The organism is Paraburkholderia largidicola (assembly GCF_013426895.1).
Taxonomy (GTDB): Bacteria; Pseudomonadota; Gammaproteobacteria; order Burkholderiales; family Burkholderiaceae; genus Paraburkholderia; species Paraburkholderia largidicola.
The window spans coordinates 3,705,002-3,723,781 of record NZ_AP023174.1 but is presented as its reverse complement, the minus strand read 5'-3'; the positions used below and the strand labels follow the sequence as shown (position 1 = coordinate 3,723,781).

The window sequence follows — 18,780 nt, the reverse complement described above, 5'->3', positions numbered from 1 at the left end:
GGCACCGCGTGGAGCACCGTGCTGCCGCTTCCCTCGCGGCGCTTGCTATGATAGCGCAGCGCAAACCCAATCTGGATAAGGGTTTCGAAGAATTACACGCTGCAACGCCTGATACAGCATGGAAAACAGCATTTTTGGCATGCAGACCATCGAATAGATGCTATCCGAGTCGTCCAAAGCCCCGTCAGCGTTGGTTTTTGCCAACGTTCGCCCCCTCTCCGACAGGCTGCGGACGCCGTCTGGACGGGCTGTGACGGGTGTCCGCGTGGCGTATCGGCTGTGAATTCGTGCTTCCAGTCAGTGCCTTGCCGTCGTCCCGTTCTCTTCCTTGCACCGCATTTCATCGCGCATGACCGACCCGCTCGTTCCCGCCATCCTCGCGTTTCGCGACAACGGCACGCCGTATTCGCCAAGCCATGACGACGTCTATCACAGCGCCGTCGGCGCACTGGCGCAGGCTGAATATGTCTTTCTGAAAGGCAATGCGTTGCCGTCGCGCTGGCAAAAGCGGCGCGTATTCACGGTGCTGGAAACGGGCTTCGGCATGGGCATCAACTTTCTTGTGACGTGGGCCGCATGGCGCGCAGACCCGGATCGTTGCGAGCGCTTGCATTTCGTATCGACGGAAAAACATCCGTTCTCGCGCGACGATCTGCTGGCAGCGAGCACCACGGCCGTTGCGGACGCATCGATCGCACCGCTTGTGCAACGGCTCGCCGATGCATGGCCGACGCTGGTGCCTGGCACGCATCGCCTCGAGTTCGAGGAAGGACGCGTCACGCTCACGCTCGTGTTCGGCGATGCGGCTCAGACGTTGCATTCGCTGTGGCTACGCGCCGACGCCTTCTATCTGGACGGTTTCTCTCCCGCGAAGAATCCGGAACTGTGGACGCCCGCCATCTTCAAGGCGCTCGCACGCCTCGCCGGCGACGACGCGACCTTCGCCACTTACACCAGCGCCGGCGACGTAAAACGCGGCTTACAGCAAGCGGGCTTCGAGTACCGGAAGGTGGACGGCTTCGGATGGAAGCGCGCGATGCTGGTCGGACGCTTTGCGCCGCGCTATCGCGTGCGACGTCACGAGCCGCCGCTTCCTCTTGTCGTCGACGAACGGCATGCCATCGTGATCGGCACCGGGCTCGCGGGATGCGCAGCGATCGAACGACTCACGGCGCGCGGCTGGCGCGTCACGTCGCTTGAACGGCATGCGGGCGTCGCGCGCGATGCGTCGGGCAATCCCGCTGGCGTGTTTCATCCGATGATGTCACGCGACGACAGCGTCGGTTCGCGCATCACGCGCGCGGGCTTTCTCTATGCGTTGCGGCAATGGTCTGCGCTCGAGGGGCGTGGTTATCGTCCGTTGCGTGGCCCCGAAGGTCTGCTGCAGATCGCCGCGGATGAAGACGAAGCCTCGGCATTGGCGCAGACATTTGCGTCGTTTGCTTATCCACGGGATTACGTGACGCCCGTGTCCCGCGAAGAAGCGCAGCGTCTCGCCGACATGCGCGTCGAGAGAGGCGGCTGGTTCTTTCCGCATGGCGGCTGGATCGATCCGGCGTCGCTCTGCGCGGCGCAATGCGAGGCGGCGGGCGGGTTGCTCGAACGCCGCTTCAATCTCGAGGCCTCGCGCGTCGAACGTGTTGAAAATCAATGGATTGTCTTCGATGCAAACGGCGCCGCGATCGCCGCCGCGCCTGTCGTTATCTTTGCGAACGCGCATGAAGCGGCGCGCATCGCCGGCTTGCGCCACGCGCCGACGCGCAGTGTGCGAGGTCAATTGACGCTGCTGCCCAGCGATGCGACGCACGCGTTGCGGGTCCCCGTGATCGGCGAAGGGTACGCGGTGCCGCTGCCCGATGGCACCACGCTGACGGGCGCAACCTATGACATCGACGATCCCGACACGCAAATACGCGATGACGCGCACACCGAGAACATCGAGCGCGTTGCACAGATGCTGCCCGACATGCGCGATGCAACCGATATGCACGTCCCTTCGTCGCTGGCAGGGCGCGTCGCGTTTCGCTGCGTGACGAGTGACCGTTTGCCGATGATCGGCGCCTTCGCCGACGAAGCCGCCGCGACTCATGAAGCAGACAAGCTGCGCGGCGCGTGGCCACTGGATCTGCCTCGCGCGCAAGGGCTATATGGCGCATTCGCGTTTGGCTCGCGCGGACTCGTATGGGCGTCGCTGGGCGCGGAACTGATCGCTTCGCAGATCGAGGGCGAGCCGTGGCCCATCGAACGGGATCTCGCCGAAGCGCTCGATCCCGCGCGCTTTCTCTTGCGTGCGCTACGGCAGGGCACCGCGAACTGACTATCTTCCTGTGGAAAAGTTATCCACGGCGCGTTGTGGATAACCGGGAAAAATGCGGGCGAAACTCGTGTGGATCGGATGTGGACGTAAACGGGGTAACTCGCCGGACGTAAACTTTGGCCAAAAGTTATTCATCGAACCCAGCCGGGCGCGCACATCAAGTGCATCCGGTTATGCGTTCGGCAAGACGCTGATTCGCTTCGGTAAACCCGGGTTATCCACAGAAATGCAGCGGCCTTGTTAACTTCTACTACGTATACGTACAGTAAACCTATTGATGAAGAGCCCTCAGTGGGTCGGCCTCCGGCGGCATCCTCTTTCCTATTAAGAATTTCGCAATACCCGCTTCGCTTCACGGACCGTCTTGTTTGCTGTTCATCGTTGAGAAGCCGGAACGCCTGAGCGGAACGGCACTCAAACGCAAGCACGGTGAACATGCGTTGCGCGAGGTCCCTCTCAGACTTGCAAATGCGCGACTGATAAGGCCGATCTTCCCCAAAGCACACGCATTTTCCGGTCGCTTTTTCCTGTTGCCCTGAAGTTAGCGTACGTTTTACCGCTTTGAGCGCTCGTTCGACGCTTTTCCGTCAAGTGTAAAAAAGCTATGGCACAATCGCCGTTCTTCCGCGTCGCGTTTTGCCCCCGCAACCGACGCGCCAAATGGAACGGTTGCCGGACCCACAGAATCTGATTCAAAAGTCGACGGCGCTCTTTTCACTCACGTCGGGCTGCCCGTAGTCATGCGGCATCGGCGTGGTCGTTTCAGTTTTTCACCCGATCGTTGACAACCCGCAACGCCGGCAGACGCGAACCGATCGCGGCAACGGACGCGGCGCGCGCTTTGCGTGCCGACGTCGTCTGCCCGTTCGCGTTGCCGGGTGTTGCTGCCAAGGAGAAGCCACCACGATGAAGTCGGCGTTTTCATTCTTTCCAGGCTGGCCGCTCACGCCCGATGCCATTTTCTGGGCAGGCCTCGCTTTGCTCGCCGCAGGCCTCGTCGGCGAGCTGTGCTATCGCGCGTGGCATCTGCCGCGCATTTCCGGCTATGCCGTGATCGGGCTGATCGCGGGCTCGGCGGGTTCTGGCGTGATCGACGCGGACTCGGCAAGCACCGCGCGCCCGTTGCTCGATGTCGCGCTCGGCCTGCTGCTGTTCGAGCTCGGCAGCCGGCTGGATCTGCGCTGGATTCGCCGCAATACGTGGCTGATCGTGTCGAGCATCGCCGAATCGACGCTCACGTTCGTGCTCGTGCTGCTGGTGCTGCTGTTTCTGAACGTGTCGTCGGTGACGGCGCTCGTGCTTGCGTCGATCGCGATGGCGACTTCACCCGCGATGGTCATCCAGCTGAAAACCGAGGTGCGCGCCGAAGGCCAGGTCACGCAGCGCCTGCTGACGCTGACGGCGCTCAACAGCATGTATGCGGTGATCGTCGAGAAGCTCGCGTCCGGCTGGCTGCATCAGGAAGCCTACGGCAACGTGCTCGCGACCATTCTTCAGCCGCTGTATCTGCTGATCGGCTCGCTGATCCTCGCGTACCTGCTCGCGCGCACCATCACGTTCTTTTACAAGCGTGTGAATCTGCAGGACGAGCACTCGTTCGTCGCGCTGTTCGGCCTCGTGCTGCTCGCCATTGCCGTCGCGCATATCTTCAAACTGTCGACGATTCTCAGCCTGCTCGCGGCGGGCATCATCGTGAAGAATCTGGAAGCGCGCCCGCAACTTTGGCCGGAGCATTTCGGCACGGCGGGTTGGCTGCTGACGGTGATTCTGTTCGTGCTCACGCTGACGACGTTCGAATGGCACGACGTGGCGCTGGGCGGCCTGGCCGCCGTCGGACTGATCGTCGCGCGGCTGGTGGCCAAGCTGGTCGGCGTGCTCGCGTTCGCCAAGCCGAGCGGACTCGACATGAAGCAGGGCATGGCGCTGGGATTATCGCTGTCGCCAATGTCGGCGCTCGCGTATCTGCTCGTCGACGATACCTACCAGCTCTATCCGAATTTCGATCCGACACTGCGCGCGGTCACGATGTGCTCGATCGTCGTGTTGCAGCTGGTCGGGCCTTGGCTCGTCTACCGCTCGCTCGCGCTGGTGGGCGAACGCCGCGAGTAAAGCGGAAAGCCGGCACCCTCTATTTTTCATGCAGCTCGAGCGTTCGGCTGCAGCATTCGACAGTCAATCCAGCCGGCGCCGCCCGTATCGGGCGCTGATGCCGACATGAATCAGGAAACGCTATGTCACTCGAAGCCTTCGTCGATTCGAAACCGTTCACCTTCGGTGTCGAACTCGAGATGCAGATCGTCAATACCCATGACTATGATCTGACCAAAGCCGGAACCGACCTGCTCCGGCTCATCAAGGACGAAAAGATCCCAGGCAATATCACGCCGGAAATCACCGAAAGCATGATCGAGCTGTCGACGGGCATCTGCACGACGCACGAACAGGCCGTCGCCGATCTGCGCACCATTCGCGACACGCTGGTCGCCGCGGCGGACCGGCTGAACGTCGGCCTGTGCGGCGGCGGCACGCACGCTTTCCAGCAATGGAGCGAGCGGAAGATCGTCGACACGCCGCGCTTTCAGTACCTTTCGGAACTCTACGGCTACCTCGCGAAGCAGTTCACGGTATTCGGCCAGCACGTGCACATCGGCTGCCCGGATGCCGATAGCGCGTTGTTCCTGCTGCATTCGATGTCGCGCTACATACCGCACTTCATCGCGCTGTCGGCGTCGTCGCCGTTCGTGCAGGGCGTCGATACGGGCTTTCACTCGGCACGCCTGAATTCCGTGTTCGCGTTCCCGCTGTCGGGCCGCGCACCGTTCGTCCTCACGTGGGACAGCTTCGAAGAGTACTTTTCGAAGATGGTGCACACGGGCGTCGTCAACAGCATGAAGGACTTCTACTGGGATATCCGGCCGAAGCCCGGCTTCGGCACCATCGAAGTGCGCGTGATGGACACGCCGCTTTCCGTCGATCGCGCGGCCGCAATTGCCTGCTACATCCAGACGCTCGCGCGTCATCTGCTGCTCGACAAGCCTTTGATGCCAAAGGAAGACGACTATCTCGTCTACACGTTCAACCGTTTCGAGGCCTGCCGTTTCGGTCTGGCGGGCACGTGTATCGATCCTCAGACGGGTGAGCGCCGTACGATCTCCGAAGACATCATTCACACGCTCGAGCGCATCGCGCCGCATGCGGATGCGCTCGGCTCGGGCAAGGCGCTCGAAGAAATCGGCGCGATCGCGCGTGGGCAGGTGAACGATGCGACCTGGTTGCGCAATGTGTCCGAACAGGAACAATCGCTGCATGAAGTGGTGCGGCAGCAGTGCCTGCAGTGGCGCGCCTAAAAGCTGGCGCGTACAGGCCGCACGATGCAATCCGGCGCGGCTGGCGCGTCGCATGTCATTGCCTCGTCGTCAGGCAGACTCAACGAAACCCGCTTTTTGCGGGTTTTTTTCTTTTTATCGAAGACCGATAGGACGCTCTCCAGCTTTTCTCAAAGTTTACGTATACATACGTAGTAGTAGTTAACAAGCATTGCGTTTGCCTGTGGACAACCAAATAATTCCCTGCAAACTCAAGAGGCTGCGTAAACTATAACCACGCGGATCGGGCGTGCATCCCGGCCGTAAACCTGGGAGAACGATTCTCATCGCTGCTGGGGTCGAGGGAGTTATCAAGAATCGACGCACATGTCGTCCCCCGTCTTATCCCGTGGTTATCCACAGATTGCATTGGATAACTTAGCTGTACGATTTGCCGCTCTCGCATAGAATGTCGTTTTTCGTCGTTGCGGCCTGCCAGGATCACGTCGATGCGTGGCCCAGATTGCAGCAGTCGCACTGCATGAACATTTGCAAAGCCTGAGTAAGCGGCCGGGACAAGGCCCGCATCGCAGGAAGTTTTTGAGATAGTAGGAATCGGCGAGCCGGATTGACCGGCGAAGCTTCCCCCCACAGACTGTCGGCGCGCCGGCATCGGAAATCGGATGTCGACGGGCAACGGCACGCTGTCAACAACGAACGAAAGACTATGAGCGAAGGCGTATACGGAGAGCAGGCAACCGGGCGGGTGACCCACAGCCTGCTGCGACTCAGCACGGCCATGCGGAGCCAGGCATGGGAATGGGCGGAAGGCGCGGGTCTGACGCCTACCCAGGGCGAAATCCTCGTGCTGCTGATGCAGCGCAAGGGGCCGATGCGGCTCGGCGAAATCGCACGCGAAACGGCGTTGACGGCCGCGACCACCAGCGATGCCGTGAGCACGCTGGAAAGCAAGGGTCTCGTCGAAAAGCGCCGCGCGCTCGACGACGGGCGCGCGCTGGCCGTGCGTCTGACGGCTCGCGGCCGCACTGCGGCCAAGCGCGCCGCGCAATGGCCCGACTTCCTCGCGAAGGCGGTCGGCACGCTGCGCGACGAAGAGCAATCGATCTTCTATCGCACGTTGCTGAAGACCGTGCGTCAGCTCGAAGTGCAAGGCCACATTCCGCCGCACCGGATGTGCGTGACCTGCACGCATTTCGAGCCGAGCAAGAACCCGAAGAAAACGCCGCATCGCTGCATGCTGCTCGATCTGTCGATGTCGGATACCGATCTGCGCCTGGACTGCTCGGTACACGAAACGGCCGACGCCGCCACGCAGAAAAAGACCTGGAAGATCTTCGCGCAGCAAGCCTGAGTCGGCTAAACTGCTGAGCCGGCCGCCGCTCGTGGGTTTGCGCGAGCGGGGCGGGCGAGCTTGCGCCGTTTTGCGCATCGGCAGACGGCGTGTCTTCCGGCGCGCCTTTGGGCGCGTCCAGTCAACCTGACGGTGGGATTTGCCGATGCATCACGAAGTTCTCGCCATCCGCCATGTGCACTTCGAGGATCTGGGCAGTCTCGAACGGGTGCTCGGCGAGCGGGGGCGTCCTGTCCGCTATCTGGATGTCGGCTTCGCGCGCATCGAGGCGCCCAACCCCGTGATGCCGTCGCTGATGGTGGTGCTCGGCGGTCCAATCAGCGCCTACGACGACGATCGCTATCCGACCATCGCGCCGTTGGTCTCCATGATCGAAAAGCGTATCGCCGCAGGCTTGCCGACGCTCGGCATCTGTCTCGGCGCGCAACTGATCGCGCGTGTGCTCGGCGCGCGAGTCTATCCGTCGGGGCAGACGGAAATCGGCTGGACGCCGTTGACGCTCACCGATGCCGGCAAGCAGTCGCCGCTGCGGCATCTGGATGCAGCGCACACGTCGATGCTTCATTGGCACGGCGATACATTCGATCTTCCGCAAGGCGCGGTGCATCTCGCCTCCACGCCGGCCTGTGAGAACCAGGCGTTCTCGTGGGGCAAGCATGTGCTTGGCCTGCAATGTCACCCTGAAATCCGCACTGACCGTTTCGAGCCCTGGCTGATCGGCAACGCCGGCGAAATCGCGGGCCACGGCATCGACGTGCGCACGCTGCGCGCCGATACCGCGAAGCATGGCCCGAAGCTGGAGGCCGCGGCGACCAGCATGTTCGGCGAATGGCTCGATCAGCTGGCCGCGCGACCCTGAACACATCCCAATGACCGTCGTGGATCACCGCGCTTCTACCGTCGATGCCGTGCTGACCGGCAAGATCGCCCCGTTGGACGGTGACCTGCCGGGCAAGACGAGTGCGATCGGCAAGACGCCTGTCGATGGCCGTGTGTGGCTGGGCGAAACAGGCCTCGAAGGTGATCAGCAGGCCGAACTCAAGCATCACGGCGGCCCGGAAAAAGCGCTGCATCACTATCCGTTCGACCACTACGCAACCTGGCGCAGCGAATGGCAGGCGGGCACCTCCGGTCTGTCGACGCTCGACGGATGCGGTGCATTCGGCGAAAACCTCAGCACGCGCGGCCTGACGGAAGCGGATGTTTGCGTCGGCGACGTGTACCGGATCGGCGGGGCGATCGTTCAGGTATCGCAGCCTCGCCAGCCGTGCTGGAAACTGAACCTGCGGTTCGCGCGCGCCGACATGTCGCGCGCCGTGCAGAACACGCGCCGCACGGGCTGGTATTACCGCGTGCTCGAAGCGGGCGAAGTCGGCGCAGGCGATTCAATCGAGCGGCTCGCGCGTCCTCACGCGCAGTGGAGCGTCGAGCGCCTGTTGCGCGTGCTCTATGTCGATCGCGACGACCGGCAGGCGCTGGAGGCGATGGCACAGCTCGACACGTTGACGCCATCGTGGCGCAAGACCGCGATGAAGCGCCTCGAAAGCGGCGAAGTCGAATCGTGGTCGAAGCGCCTCGATACGCCTCACAGTCAAAGCTGACTCACCCTGTTGAAAGGGACGCGCCTGGCCGTCTGCAGCAAATCGGACCCGGTGCTATCCTCGATCGCTCTTGAGTTTCGATGGGTAATCCCACCACCATGAGCGCACTTTTCACTCCGCTCACGCTGCGTAGCGTGACGCTGCCGAACCGCATTGTCGTGTCACCGATGTGTCAATACTCTGCCGAACGCGGCGAAGCGACGGCATGGCACATGATCCATCTCGGCCATCTTGCGCTGTCGGGCGCGGGCATGCTGTGCATCGAGGCGACGGCCGTCGAGCCCGATGGCCGCATCACGCCTGCCGACCTCGGCCTGTGGGACGACGCGACGGAAGAAGCCCTGAAGCCTGTGCTCGCCGCGATCCGCAAGCACTCGAAAGTGCACGTCGCGATGCAGCTCTCGCACGCGGGGCGCAAGGCTTCGAGTAACGTGCCGTGGGAAGGCGGGCAACTGATTCCCGTCGCCGACGGCGGCTGGCTGCCGCATGCGCCGTCCGCGTTGCCGCACAAGGCCGGAGAGGAGCCGCCGCTCGCGCTGGACAACGCGGGTCTCAACCGCATCCGCGAGGCGTTCGCAGCGTCGGCGCGGCGTGCTGCGCGTCTGGGCATCGATGCACTCGAAGTGCATGCCGCACACGGTTATCTGCTGCATCAGTTCCTGTCGCCGCTTGCGAACCAGCGCAGCGACGAATACGGCGGCTCGCGCGAAAATCGTATGCGTTTTCCGCTCGAAATCTTCGACATCGTGCGCGCCGCATTCCCCGCCGACAAACCCGTCGGCGTGCGCGTCTCGGCAATCGACTGGGTGGATGGCGGCATCACGATCGAAGACACGATCGCGTTCGCGCAAGAGTTGAAGAAGCGCGGCTGCGACTGGGTCGATGTGTCGTCGGGTGGCGTGTCGCCGTTGCAGAAGATCCCGCTCGAACCCGGCTATCAGGTGCCGTTCGCAAAGGCAGTGAAGGAAGCGACAGGCATGACGACGATGGCCGTTGGCCTGATCACGGACCCCGAGCACGCGAACCGGCTGATCGAAGAGGGCGACGCGGATCTCATCGCGATGGCCCGCGCGATGCTCTACGATCCGCGCTGGCCGTGGCACGCGGCCGCGCAACTCGGCGCGACGGTGGACGCTCCGCCGCAATACTGGCGCTCGCAACCGCGCGAACAGAAGGCGCTGTTCGGCGATATTTCCTTCGGTCAGCGCTGAACGCTGCGTTCGACCGACTACGTAGAATACGCATCACGCGCACATGCGATGTGGATCTGTACGTAAGACGGTTGAACGAAGCCACATCATCCGTGTACGATTTCGGTTGTGACGCTGTGTGCGTCGCATGTCGACGCGGCGCCAGCAAGGCGCCGCGTTTGCTATCCGCGTCAGAAAAGCCACGCATCTGCGAAGGCGCCTCGAACGCGGAGGCATCGGCAAACAAGGCGTTTATTCATCCACCGTTCTACAAGGATTGATTCAATGAGTTCACGCAGGATCGCTGTGCGTCAATCGGGCGTGCACGGCAAAGGCGTGTTTGCACTCGAACCGATCGCAGCCGGCGAGCGGTTGATCGAATACAAGGGCCAACGGATTTCCTGGAAGGAAGCGCTGCGGCGGCATCCTCACAATCCGGACGAACCGAATCACACGTTCTACTTCGCACTCGATAGCGGCGACGTGATCGACGGCAAGGTGAAGGGCAACAGCGCACGCTGGATCAACCACTCGTGCGCGCCGAACTGCGAAGCGGAAGAGATCGACGGCCACGTATTTATCGACGCGTTGCGTGATATCGACGCGGGCGAAGAGCTGTTCTACGACTACGGGCTCGTGATCGACGCGCGTCAGACGAAGAAGCTGAAGAAGGAATACGAGTGCCGTTGCGGCGCGCGCAAGTGCCGCGGCACGATGCTCGCCGCACCGGACAAGAAGGACGAGAAGAAAGCGAAGAAGAAAAAGTGACCCATGTGCGCTGCCGTTCGTATCGAACGCAGCGCACTTCTTGGGACACGCTTCAGGGATCGACCGGCGCATGATGCGCCGGTTTTTTTGTTTCACGCTGCGGTTCCGGCGCGCGCAGCACGGCGCCCGCCGCAACGGGAAGCCTCACGATAAAGCGTGCGCCGCCATCAGCGGCATCTTCGTAATGCACGCTGCCGTGATGCAGCGCCATGATGTCGTGCACGATCGCAAGGCCGAGACCCGCGCCACCGTCGACGGTGCCGTCGCTCAGTCCCTGGCCGTCGCCGCGGAAGAAGCGTTTGAACAGATCGGGTTGCTGCTTGTGAGGCACGCCGGGGCCGTTGTCCTCGACGGTGACTTCCGCCATCGGAATGCCATCGACGACCGATTGCGCGACTGTCATCGTGATCCGCGCGCCGTTCATCCGTGACGGCGGCACGTATTTCAGCGCATTGTCGAGCAGGTTCGCGATCACTTCGCGCAACAACACAGGGTTGCCGCGCGCAATCAACGGGTGATCGTTCGACGGATCGTCGAGCCGCTGGAATCCGAGATCCACATGCACGGCAAGCGCGCGCGGCACCCACTCGGCGCCAGTATCGAAAGCGAGCGATGCGACGTCCAGATTCACAAAACGCGCGGCTTGTTCACCCGGCTCAGCACGCGCCAGCGACAGCAGCTGGTTCGACAGACGCACCGCGCGATCGGCAGCCGCACGCAGTTCCTTGACGGCGGCGAGCGTCTGTTGCGGATCGCGCGCAATGGCTGCCTGTTCCGCGTGCAGCTTGATCGCAGTGAGCGGTGTGCGCAGCTGATGCGCAGCGTCGGCGATGAATTTGCGCTGCGCGTCGAGCGCGGATTTCAGCCGGTCGAGCAAACCGTTCAGCGCGCCCGTCAGCGGACGGATTTCAACGGGGACGAAGGTTTCGTCGACGGGTTCCAGCGACGTGTGCGTCTGGCGGTTCAGCGAATCGGCGAGATCGGTCAGCGGGTTCAACTGCTGGTTCACGACGCGCCACACGATCACCCAGCCCGCGAGCAGCAACAGCAGCAGCGGCATCATGATCGCAACCAGAAATTCGGCGGCGATACGGAAGCGGTGATGCACCGGCTGGCCGACTTCGATAACGACGGGATTGCCCGTCGGCTGATCGACGCGAACCTGCGCGACCCGCACGGCTGTGCCTTCATGCTGCGTCTCGAACACGTACGCGTAGTGCATGCGCCGCACGTTGGTGCCTTGCAGCGGCAGCTTCGGATCGCCGGCAATTTCTGTTTCGCCATTGCTGATCCGATACACCAGTTGTTCGACGGGATCCGAGAACATCGCCTGCGCGAGCGGCGGCACGGTGATCGGCGCCTCGGGGCCGGCAATCTGGATCTGCTTCGAAATGGCCGTGGCGAGGTCGGCGAGCGAACGGTCGACGACATGCTGCGTGTATTGCCACGCGAGCCAGTACGCGATGAGGCCGCTCATCAGCGCGAGCAGCGAAAGGGGAGCGGCGAGCCGGCGCAACAACTGGCGGCGCAGGCTATTCGCGGCGGGATAGGGCATGATCGAACCCGCGGTAAAAGACCGACGCCGAGGGATGATCGACCGCGTCAGTCATGCGTTCCAAATACAGTTGAAACGGCAATTCACATCCGGGCTGAATGACACAGGCGGCCGCCGCGCATGGATGAAGATGCGCTTGCGGCCGCCCGTCGGACAACCCGGACGCCGTCAGACCACAACGGTCCTGGCGACCATTATGACGCCTGGCGGATTTCCTGGAGCAGATAGCCGAAGCCGCGCACCGTGACGATTTCGACGCGGCAGTTTTCGAGCTTTTTGCGCACCCGGTGCACATAGACTTCGATCGCGGTGTCGCCGAGATCGCCGCCGAAGTGCGTCAGGTGATCCTGCAGTTGCGCCTTGCTGACCACGCGGCCATGGCGCAGCAACAGCATTTCCAGCACCGCGAATTCGCGCGGCGACAGTTCGAGCGGCTTGTCGTCGTTGAAGATGCGGCGATCCACACCCGACAGACGCACGCCACCCAGCGACACTTCCGGACGCGGCATGTCGCCATGAGGTCCGCTGCGGCGCATCACGGCGCGAATACGCGCTTCGAGTTCCGCGGGTTCGAACGGCTTCAGCATGTAGTCGTCGGCGCCGGAGTTGAGGCCTTGCACGCGGTCGTTCAGTTCGTCGCGCGCGGTCAGCACGATCACGGGCGTATGACGGTTGCTCTGACGGAAACGCGAGAGCAGCGTCATGCCGTCGATGCCGGGCAGACCCAGATCGAGGATCACGAGCTCATGGCGGTTTTGTGTGAGGGCCTGTTCGGCGAAGATGCCGTCGTGGACCATGTCGACCGTGAAGCCGGCTTGTTCGAGACTGCTTTGGATGCCGCGCGCGATAGGGCGGTCGTCTTCGATCAGAAGGAGTCGCATGGGTTTCGCTCAAGTACAATGGGTTGGGCAAGGGGCACGCGGTTCGCCGGGGCGCCTGCTGCACAGAATGCCGTGCGGCGTGCCGTCGATGCGGCCTTCAACAGATCTGCCAGCCATGTCCGATATTACGATCTACGAACTGGAAGCCGCGATCAATTTCTGGCGTTCCCGCTCGCCTTCGAGCGGTGACGAACTCGTTCTGTGCAAGGAGGCAAGCGCGCTCTCCAAGCCGTATGCGCTGATGATTGTACAGCGACAGACCGTGCTGCCGCAGGAAGGAATGGACGAGATTGCCCGCGCCGCGTGGGATTCTTACGTGTCCCTTAAGAATCGCCTAAAGAAGTGAAGGTTTGGTGGCCTGATTACCTGCAAAACGCTTTCATAACGGGTTTTCGTCAGGGTTTTGGAGCGTCACCGGCATTCGTCCGATCAACGGCTCAAGTCACTTCCCGCCGCAATTTCATCGATAAAACGTGCGAGGCGAATGTCGCGCTCGGTGATTCCATTTGCTTCGTGCGTCGATAGCGTGATCTCGACGTTGCTGTAGACGTTGAACCATTCCGGATGATGGTCCATCTCCTGGGCCTTGATCGCGACGCGCGTCATGAAGCCGAATGCTGCGTTGAAGTCCACGAACTTCAATTGCCGTTTGATTGCGTCGCGGCCTTCGACGTTTTGCCAGCCGTCGAGTTGAGCGACCTGCGTCGTGCGTTGCTCGGGAGAGAGTTTCTGGATCATCGTGTCACCTCTTGAAGGCGCGCCTGGCCGCGCCGATGCCGCATGCATCGACGCATGCGCGGTCGTCCTATTTTTTCACGGTTGAAGGGTTGCTGCAGCGCGTTACGTCAGATGTCGCCGTCCGTCTCCCAGCCTTCGCCTGTGCCACGCGTGATGACGGTGTCGGTGCTGAGTACTACGCCTGCCGGGAACGGTGCCGCATGCGTGAGCCTGGCCAGCAGCGGCGCGAAATCGGTACGCGCGACGTCGAACAGTTGCGAGAAATCGTCGATCATGAAGTAGGTCTTCTGAAACGTGTCGATCCGGTACTGCGTCTGCATCACGCGTTCGAGATCGAACCCGATGCGATTGGGCGCGTCGCTTTGCAGGCTGTAGAGCGTTTCGCCTTTGCTCGACACGATGCCCGCTCCGTAGATTTTCACGCCATTCGGACTTGCTTCATCGCGGATCAGGCCAAACTCGACTGTGTACCAATACAGGCGCGCGAGCAGCGGCAGCGCATTCGCGTCGTTCGCAGCGAGGGCCGCGCGGCCATACGCGTGCATGTAGTCGGCGAACACGGGGTTGATCAGCAGCGGCACGTGGCCGTACAGATCGTGGAAGCAGTCAGGCTCCTGCAGATAGTCGAGCTGGTCCGGGCGGCGCATCCACCACGTCACGGGAAAGCGGCGGTTCGCCAGATGCTCGAAGAACACCTGATCCGGCACGAGACCAGGCACGGCAACGATCTGCCAGCCAGTGGCGGGCATTAGCTGTTCGTTGATCGCTTCGAACGAAGGCACGCGTTCCGGCGACAGATTCAGCCGTTCGACGCCTTCCAGAAACGCGTCGCACACGCGCCCTTTGAGCAGCGCCGTCTGCCGCGTATAGAGCTGCTTCCACACCGCGTGATCGACGGCGCCGTAGCGATGCGTCGGCTGGTCGATGGTGAAGTCGGCACGGGTTTCGAGGCCGGCGTCGAATTGCTCCTTGAGCTTCGCGGTGTTCGGGACTGACATGACGAATGACTGACTGGCGCGGCTCGCCGGCTAAGTGGATATCGTGCAAGTCTAGAGCGGGTAACGCGCGGAAAGGGCGCATGTTTTCCGAATCGCACGGCGATGATGCGATAATCGTGCATTAGATCGCCAATTCATGCGGAGAATTTACATGCTAGAACTCGATCACTTCGATCTGGCGCTGCTCGATGTCCTGCAACGCTTCGGGCGCGCGACGCACCAGCAACTCGGCGAGCAGGTGCCGCTGTCGCCATCGCAGATCGGGCGGCGCTTGCAGCGGCTGGAGTCGATCGGCGTGGTCGACGGGTATCGCGTGGTGCTGCGGCCGGAAAAGCTCGGGCTCGGCGTGACGGCCTTCACGAGCCTGAAGCTGAAACACCACGGCGATTCGATCATCGAGCAGTTCCAGCAGCAGATCGACGTGCTGCCCGAGGTGCTGGAGTGCCACGCAGTGGTTGGCGACGCGGATTACCTGCTACGCATCGTCGCGCCGGATCTGAACGCGCTGTCGTCGTTCGTGATGAAGAAGCTGATGCGGGTGCCGGGCGTCGACAGCGTGCGCTCGTATATCGTGCTGACCACCTTCAAGCGCAACGGCCCATTGCCGCTCGGTCATCTGACGCCGGGCGCGGCCGCCGTCTGACCTCGCGGCATATCGGCGATCAGGCGGCCTTCAACGGCTCCTGATTCAGCATATCCACATAGGCGACGGCGACCAGGTCCGATTCCGGCACGCCGAGCTTCGAGAACACGGCGTGCGCTTCCTTTTCGCCACCTTCTTCGTCGTCATCCTGCGCGAGCACGACTTCAAGTTCGACGAAATCGCCGAGACCGTCGACGCGATCCAGGTGAATCCGCGTGCGCCCGACGATATAGACGTGGCGCTCCTTCGTGACGATGCCGCGCGTCGTGAGTGCAGTGGCGAGCAGCGAGTGCATCGCTTCGGGGTTCGTCACCGGGCTGCGCGTGTAGTACGACGCCTTCGGGCCGTCGCGGTCGTCGCGCTGATAGAAGATCAGTTCGGCGGGCGTGCCGTCGTCGAACTGGCGCAGCTTCAGACGGCCGCGCGGCACGTCGTAGAAAAAGTCCTGCTGGCGAAAAATCAGAGGAGCGTCAGGCGAAAGCGCAGCGGCGCGCTCGCGAAGCTGCTCGAAGTGCTGCGCGCGAGCTTTGATTTCGATGTTGCGTGCCATGTGAAGCTCCTGTCGAAAGGTGAACGTGGACGGCTTCTGACGACAACGGGTTCGCCCCGATTGCCTGAGTGCGCAAACCGGTCGGCAGAGACCAAAGGGGTACGGAAAACAGCGGGGGAAAAGCGGGCAAAGCGTCAATCTAGCAAAAAGCCCATGACGATGTGGTTAAAGGCCACGGCACGTGAAGGGTGCAAAACCGTCGCTGTGTCATGAGGTCGGCTCATATCGCGCGACGCTGCTTTTCGCGCTACGCGATGCTCGTTCCACTCGCTTCGCTTATGCCGACCACTGCTGTTCGATCAGCTTCAATGCCACGGCGATCGCCGGCTCGTCCTTGTGCGCGGCGAGCGTGATGAACGTCAACTCCGTCGGCACCGTGATGCCTTCGACGATCGTCAGCGCGTGCGCGTGCGCCTCGGCAAGCGCGGTCGAATCGCGCGCGAGCGTGAGTCCTACGCCCGATTTGACGAGATCGAGCATCGACGGTTCCTGATCGACTTCCGCAACCTTGATGGGCTTGACGCCGGCATCGGCGAAGCGGCGCGTCAGCAGCCGGTTGTGCGCGGACGCGGGGGGCGTCCAGATCCACGGAAACGAAGCGAGCGCACGCCAGTCGCGCGCGCCTTTCATGCGATCTTTCCAGCCGGGCGGCGCCAGCACGCGGTACTGGAAGTGGGTCAGCGTAACGGCGTGGAAGATCGCGCTGTCGCGCGGTTCGTCCTCGTCCGGCTGGCCGATGTAATAACCGACGTCGAGTTCGCCCGCGCGGACCTGGTCGCGTACCCAGCCGGACATGCCGTGCCGCAGTTGCGTTTCGATGTGCGGCCACGTCTCGACAAGCTGCTTAAGAAACCCGCCAAGCCGCAGAAACGCGGGGTCGAGAATCGTGCCGATGCGCAGCCGCCCGCGCACTTCCTGGCGCAGCGTGGCGGCCGCCCGTTCGACGTCGTTCGCGGCCGCCAGCGCGCGCTCTGCATGCGGCAACAGCGCCTGACCGTCGCGCGTGAGCGCAAGCCCGTGCGATGTGCGCGTGAATAGCGTCACGCCGAGCGCCGTCTGCAGGTTCTTGATCTGCAGACTGACGGCGGGCTGGGTCAAATGCAATTGCGTGGCAGCGCGCGTCAGATTGCCTTCGCGCGCCACCGTCGCAAAGGCGCGGAGCAGGGTGAGATCCATCCGCTGATATTAACGCGCCTTATATCGCATTTGAGCATTTCTGATTGGATTTGCGATGCACTTGCCGATTACGCTGGAACGATCATGCGAAAGCGCGCCGCATTGCGCCGCAGCATCGACCATCAGAAAGCCCTATACAGGAGACACCATGAGCGAGACAGATCAAGGGAAGGTGCGCGCGCTGACGCACGTGATCAACGGCCATCCTATCGATGGCACGAGCCAGCGTTTCGGCGACGTGTTCAATCCGGCGACAGGCGAAGTGTCGTCGCGCGTGCCGCTCGCCAGCGTCACCGAAGTCGATGCAGCCGTTGCCGCCGCAAAGGCCGCTTTTCCCGCGTGGAGCGAAACCGCGCCGATCAAGCGCGCACGCGTGCTCTTCAAGTTCAAGGAATTGCTCGACCGTCACCACGACGAACTCGCCGAACTGATCACGCGCGAGCACGGCAAGGTGTTTTCGGACGCGAAGGGCGAAGTCATGCGCGGCATCGAGATCGTCGAATTCGCGTGCGGCATTCCGAATCTGTTGAAGACCGACTTCACCGATCAGATCGGCGGTGGCATCGACAACTGGAATCTGCGTCAGTCGTTGGGTGTGGTCGCGGGCATCACGCCGTTCAACTTTCCGATGATGGTCCCGTGCTGGATGTTCCCGGTCGCGATCGCATGCGGCAATACGTTCGTATTGAAGCCGTCTGAGCGCGATCCGTCGGCGTCGATCCGCCTTGCCGAATTGCTGAAAGAAGCGGGCTTGCCGGATGGCGTGTTCAACGTCGTGCACGGCGATAAGGTGGCCGTCGATGCATTGCTCGCGCATCCCGATGTCAGCGCATTGTCGTTTGTCGGCTCGACGCCGATCGCCGAATACATCTACACGGAAGGCACGAAGCACGGTAAGCGCGTGCAGGCCTTGGGCGGTGCGAAAAATCATCTCGTCGTAATGCCGGATGCGGATCTCGATCAGGCCGTCGATGCATTGATCGGCGCGGCCTATGGTTCGGCGGGCGAGCGTTGCATGGCGATTTCGGTTGCAGTCGCAGTCGGTCATATCGCCGACGAACTGATCGACAGGCTCACGCCGCGCGTGAAGACGCTGAAGATCATGAACGGCATGGAAGGCGAAGCCGAAATGGGTCCGCTCGTGACGGCGGCGCATCGCGAGAAAGTGTCGGGTTATATCGACGCGGGCATCGAGGCGGGCGCAAAGCTGGTGGTCGATGGACGCGGGCACAAGGTGCCGGGTCACGAGAAAGGCTTCTTCCTCGGCGGCACATTGTTCGACGATGTGAAGACCGACATGAAGATCTATCGAGAAGAAATCTTCGGCCCGGTGTTGTGCGTGGTGCGCGTGCCCGATTTTGCTTCGGCTGTCGAACTCATCAACAAGAACGAGTTTGCGAACGGCGTGTCGCTGTTCACGTCGGATGGCGGCGTCGCGCGTGCGTTCTCGCGTCAGATTCAGATCGGCATGGTTGGCATCAACGTGCCGATTCCCGTACCGATGGCATGGCACTCGTTCGGCGGCTGGAAGCGGTCGCTGTTCGGCGATCACCACGCGTATGGCGAAGAAGGCGTGCGCTTCTATACGCGCTACAAGAGCATCATGCAGCGCTGGCCGGACAGTATCGCGAAGGGCGCCGAGTTCACGATGCCTGTTGCGAAGTAACGCGAATCAGTAGATTGGAA

At 62.2% G+C, this 18,780-nt stretch carries 17 protein-coding genes; 11 read left to right on the top strand and 6 right to left on the bottom strand.

Annotation, left to right across the window (positions count from 1 at the left end):
- Positions 1–349 precede the first annotated feature (349 nt).
- From mnmC to PPGU16_RS16545, 8 genes are all read left to right on the top strand, one after another.
- Complete coding sequence (gene mnmC / locus PPGU16_RS16580; protein WP_180721129.1) at positions 350–2,317, top strand: bifunctional tRNA (5-methylaminomethyl-2-thiouridine)(34)-methyltransferase MnmC2/FAD-dependent 5-carboxymethylaminomethyl-2-thiouridine(34) oxidoreductase MnmC1; 1,968 nt, start codon at positions 350–352, stop codon at positions 2,315–2,317.
- A gap of 906 nt (positions 2,318–3,223) precedes the next feature.
- Positions 3,224–4,426: a cation:proton antiporter gene (locus PPGU16_RS16575; protein ID WP_180721128.1), complete on the top strand. Its 1,203-nt coding sequence runs from the start codon at positions 3,224–3,226 to the stop codon at positions 4,424–4,426.
- 122 nt (positions 4,427–4,548) lie between these two features.
- A complete protein-coding gene (locus PPGU16_RS16570) occupies positions 4,549–5,664 on the top strand; it encodes a YbdK family carboxylate-amine ligase (protein ID WP_180721127.1) in 1,116 nt (371 codons plus the stop codon).
- Between the two features lie 685 nt (positions 5,665–6,349).
- On the top strand, positions 6,350–6,994 hold the full coding sequence (locus PPGU16_RS16565) for a MarR family winged helix-turn-helix transcriptional regulator (protein WP_028363966.1): 645 nt from the start codon (positions 6,350–6,352) through the stop codon (positions 6,992–6,994).
- A gap of 145 nt (positions 6,995–7,139) precedes the next feature.
- The gene (locus tag PPGU16_RS16560; protein ID WP_180721126.1) at positions 7,140–7,853 is read left to right on the top strand and encodes a glutamine amidotransferase; all 714 of its coding nucleotides are present in this window, start codon (positions 7,140–7,142) and stop codon (positions 7,851–7,853) included.
- A gap of 10 nt (positions 7,854–7,863) precedes the next feature.
- Complete coding sequence (locus PPGU16_RS16555; protein WP_180721125.1) at positions 7,864–8,595, top strand: MOSC domain-containing protein; 732 nt, start codon at positions 7,864–7,866, stop codon at positions 8,593–8,595.
- A 98-nt stretch (positions 8,596–8,693) separates the two neighbouring features.
- Complete coding sequence (locus PPGU16_RS16550) at positions 8,694–9,806, top strand: NADH:flavin oxidoreductase/NADH oxidase (protein ID WP_180722656.1); 1,113 nt, start codon at positions 8,694–8,696, stop codon at positions 9,804–9,806.
- Positions 9,807–10,070: 264 nt separating this feature from the next.
- Entirely contained in the window at positions 10,071–10,553 is a 483-nt protein-coding gene (locus tag PPGU16_RS16545; RefSeq protein WP_090835018.1) for an SET domain-containing protein, read from the top strand.
- Between the two features lie 52 nt (positions 10,554–10,605).
- Here PPGU16_RS16545 and PPGU16_RS16540 read toward each other — a convergent pair whose 3' ends face one another.
- Positions 10,606–12,108 (bottom strand): sensor histidine kinase, encoded by a 1,503-nt coding sequence (locus tag PPGU16_RS16540; RefSeq protein ID WP_180721124.1) that lies wholly within the window; start codon positions 12,106–12,108, stop codon positions 10,606–10,608.
- A gap of 194 nt (positions 12,109–12,302) precedes the next feature.
- On the bottom strand, positions 12,303–12,989 hold the full coding sequence (locus tag PPGU16_RS16535) for a response regulator transcription factor (protein WP_007581727.1): 687 nt from the start codon (positions 12,987–12,989) through the stop codon (positions 12,303–12,305).
- Between the two features lie 115 nt (positions 12,990–13,104).
- Between PPGU16_RS16535 and PPGU16_RS16530 the strand changes: the two genes are divergently transcribed.
- Positions 13,105–13,335, top strand: a complete 231-nt coding sequence (locus PPGU16_RS16530; RefSeq protein ID WP_180722655.1) for a DUF3717 domain-containing protein — start codon at positions 13,105–13,107, stop codon at positions 13,333–13,335.
- A gap of 83 nt (positions 13,336–13,418) precedes the next feature.
- On the opposite strand, the gene PPGU16_RS16525 is transcribed toward PPGU16_RS16530, so the two are convergent.
- Positions 13,419–13,727, bottom strand: coding sequence for a 4a-hydroxytetrahydrobiopterin dehydratase (locus PPGU16_RS16525; protein ID WP_180721123.1), 309 nt, complete (start codon positions 13,725–13,727; stop codon positions 13,419–13,421).
- 107 nt (positions 13,728–13,834) lie between these two features.
- The gene (phhA, locus tag PPGU16_RS16520) at positions 13,835–14,725 is read right to left on the bottom strand and encodes a phenylalanine 4-monooxygenase (protein ID WP_180721122.1); all 891 of its coding nucleotides are present in this window, start codon (positions 14,723–14,725) and stop codon (positions 13,835–13,837) included.
- A 151-nt stretch (positions 14,726–14,876) separates the two neighbouring features.
- On the opposite strand from phhA, the gene PPGU16_RS16515 reads away from it, so the two are divergent.
- Complete coding sequence (locus tag PPGU16_RS16515; RefSeq protein ID WP_035987364.1) at positions 14,877–15,368, top strand: Lrp/AsnC family transcriptional regulator; 492 nt, start codon at positions 14,877–14,879, stop codon at positions 15,366–15,368.
- 19 nt (positions 15,369–15,387) lie between these two features.
- On the opposite strand, the gene PPGU16_RS16510 is transcribed toward PPGU16_RS16515, so the two are convergent.
- The gene (locus PPGU16_RS16510; protein WP_007581718.1) at positions 15,388–15,918 is read right to left on the bottom strand and encodes a class IV adenylate cyclase; all 531 of its coding nucleotides are present in this window, start codon (positions 15,916–15,918) and stop codon (positions 15,388–15,390) included.
- Between the two features lie 276 nt (positions 15,919–16,194).
- Positions 16,195–17,094, bottom strand: a complete 900-nt coding sequence (locus tag PPGU16_RS16505) for a LysR family transcriptional regulator (protein WP_180721120.1) — start codon at positions 17,092–17,094, stop codon at positions 16,195–16,197.
- Positions 17,095–17,242: 148 nt separating this feature from the next.
- On the opposite strand from PPGU16_RS16505, the gene PPGU16_RS16500 reads away from it, so the two are divergent.
- Entirely contained in the window at positions 17,243–18,760 is a 1,518-nt protein-coding gene (locus PPGU16_RS16500) for a CoA-acylating methylmalonate-semialdehyde dehydrogenase (RefSeq protein WP_180721119.1), read from the top strand.
- The last annotated feature ends 20 nt before the right edge of the window (positions 18,761–18,780 follow it).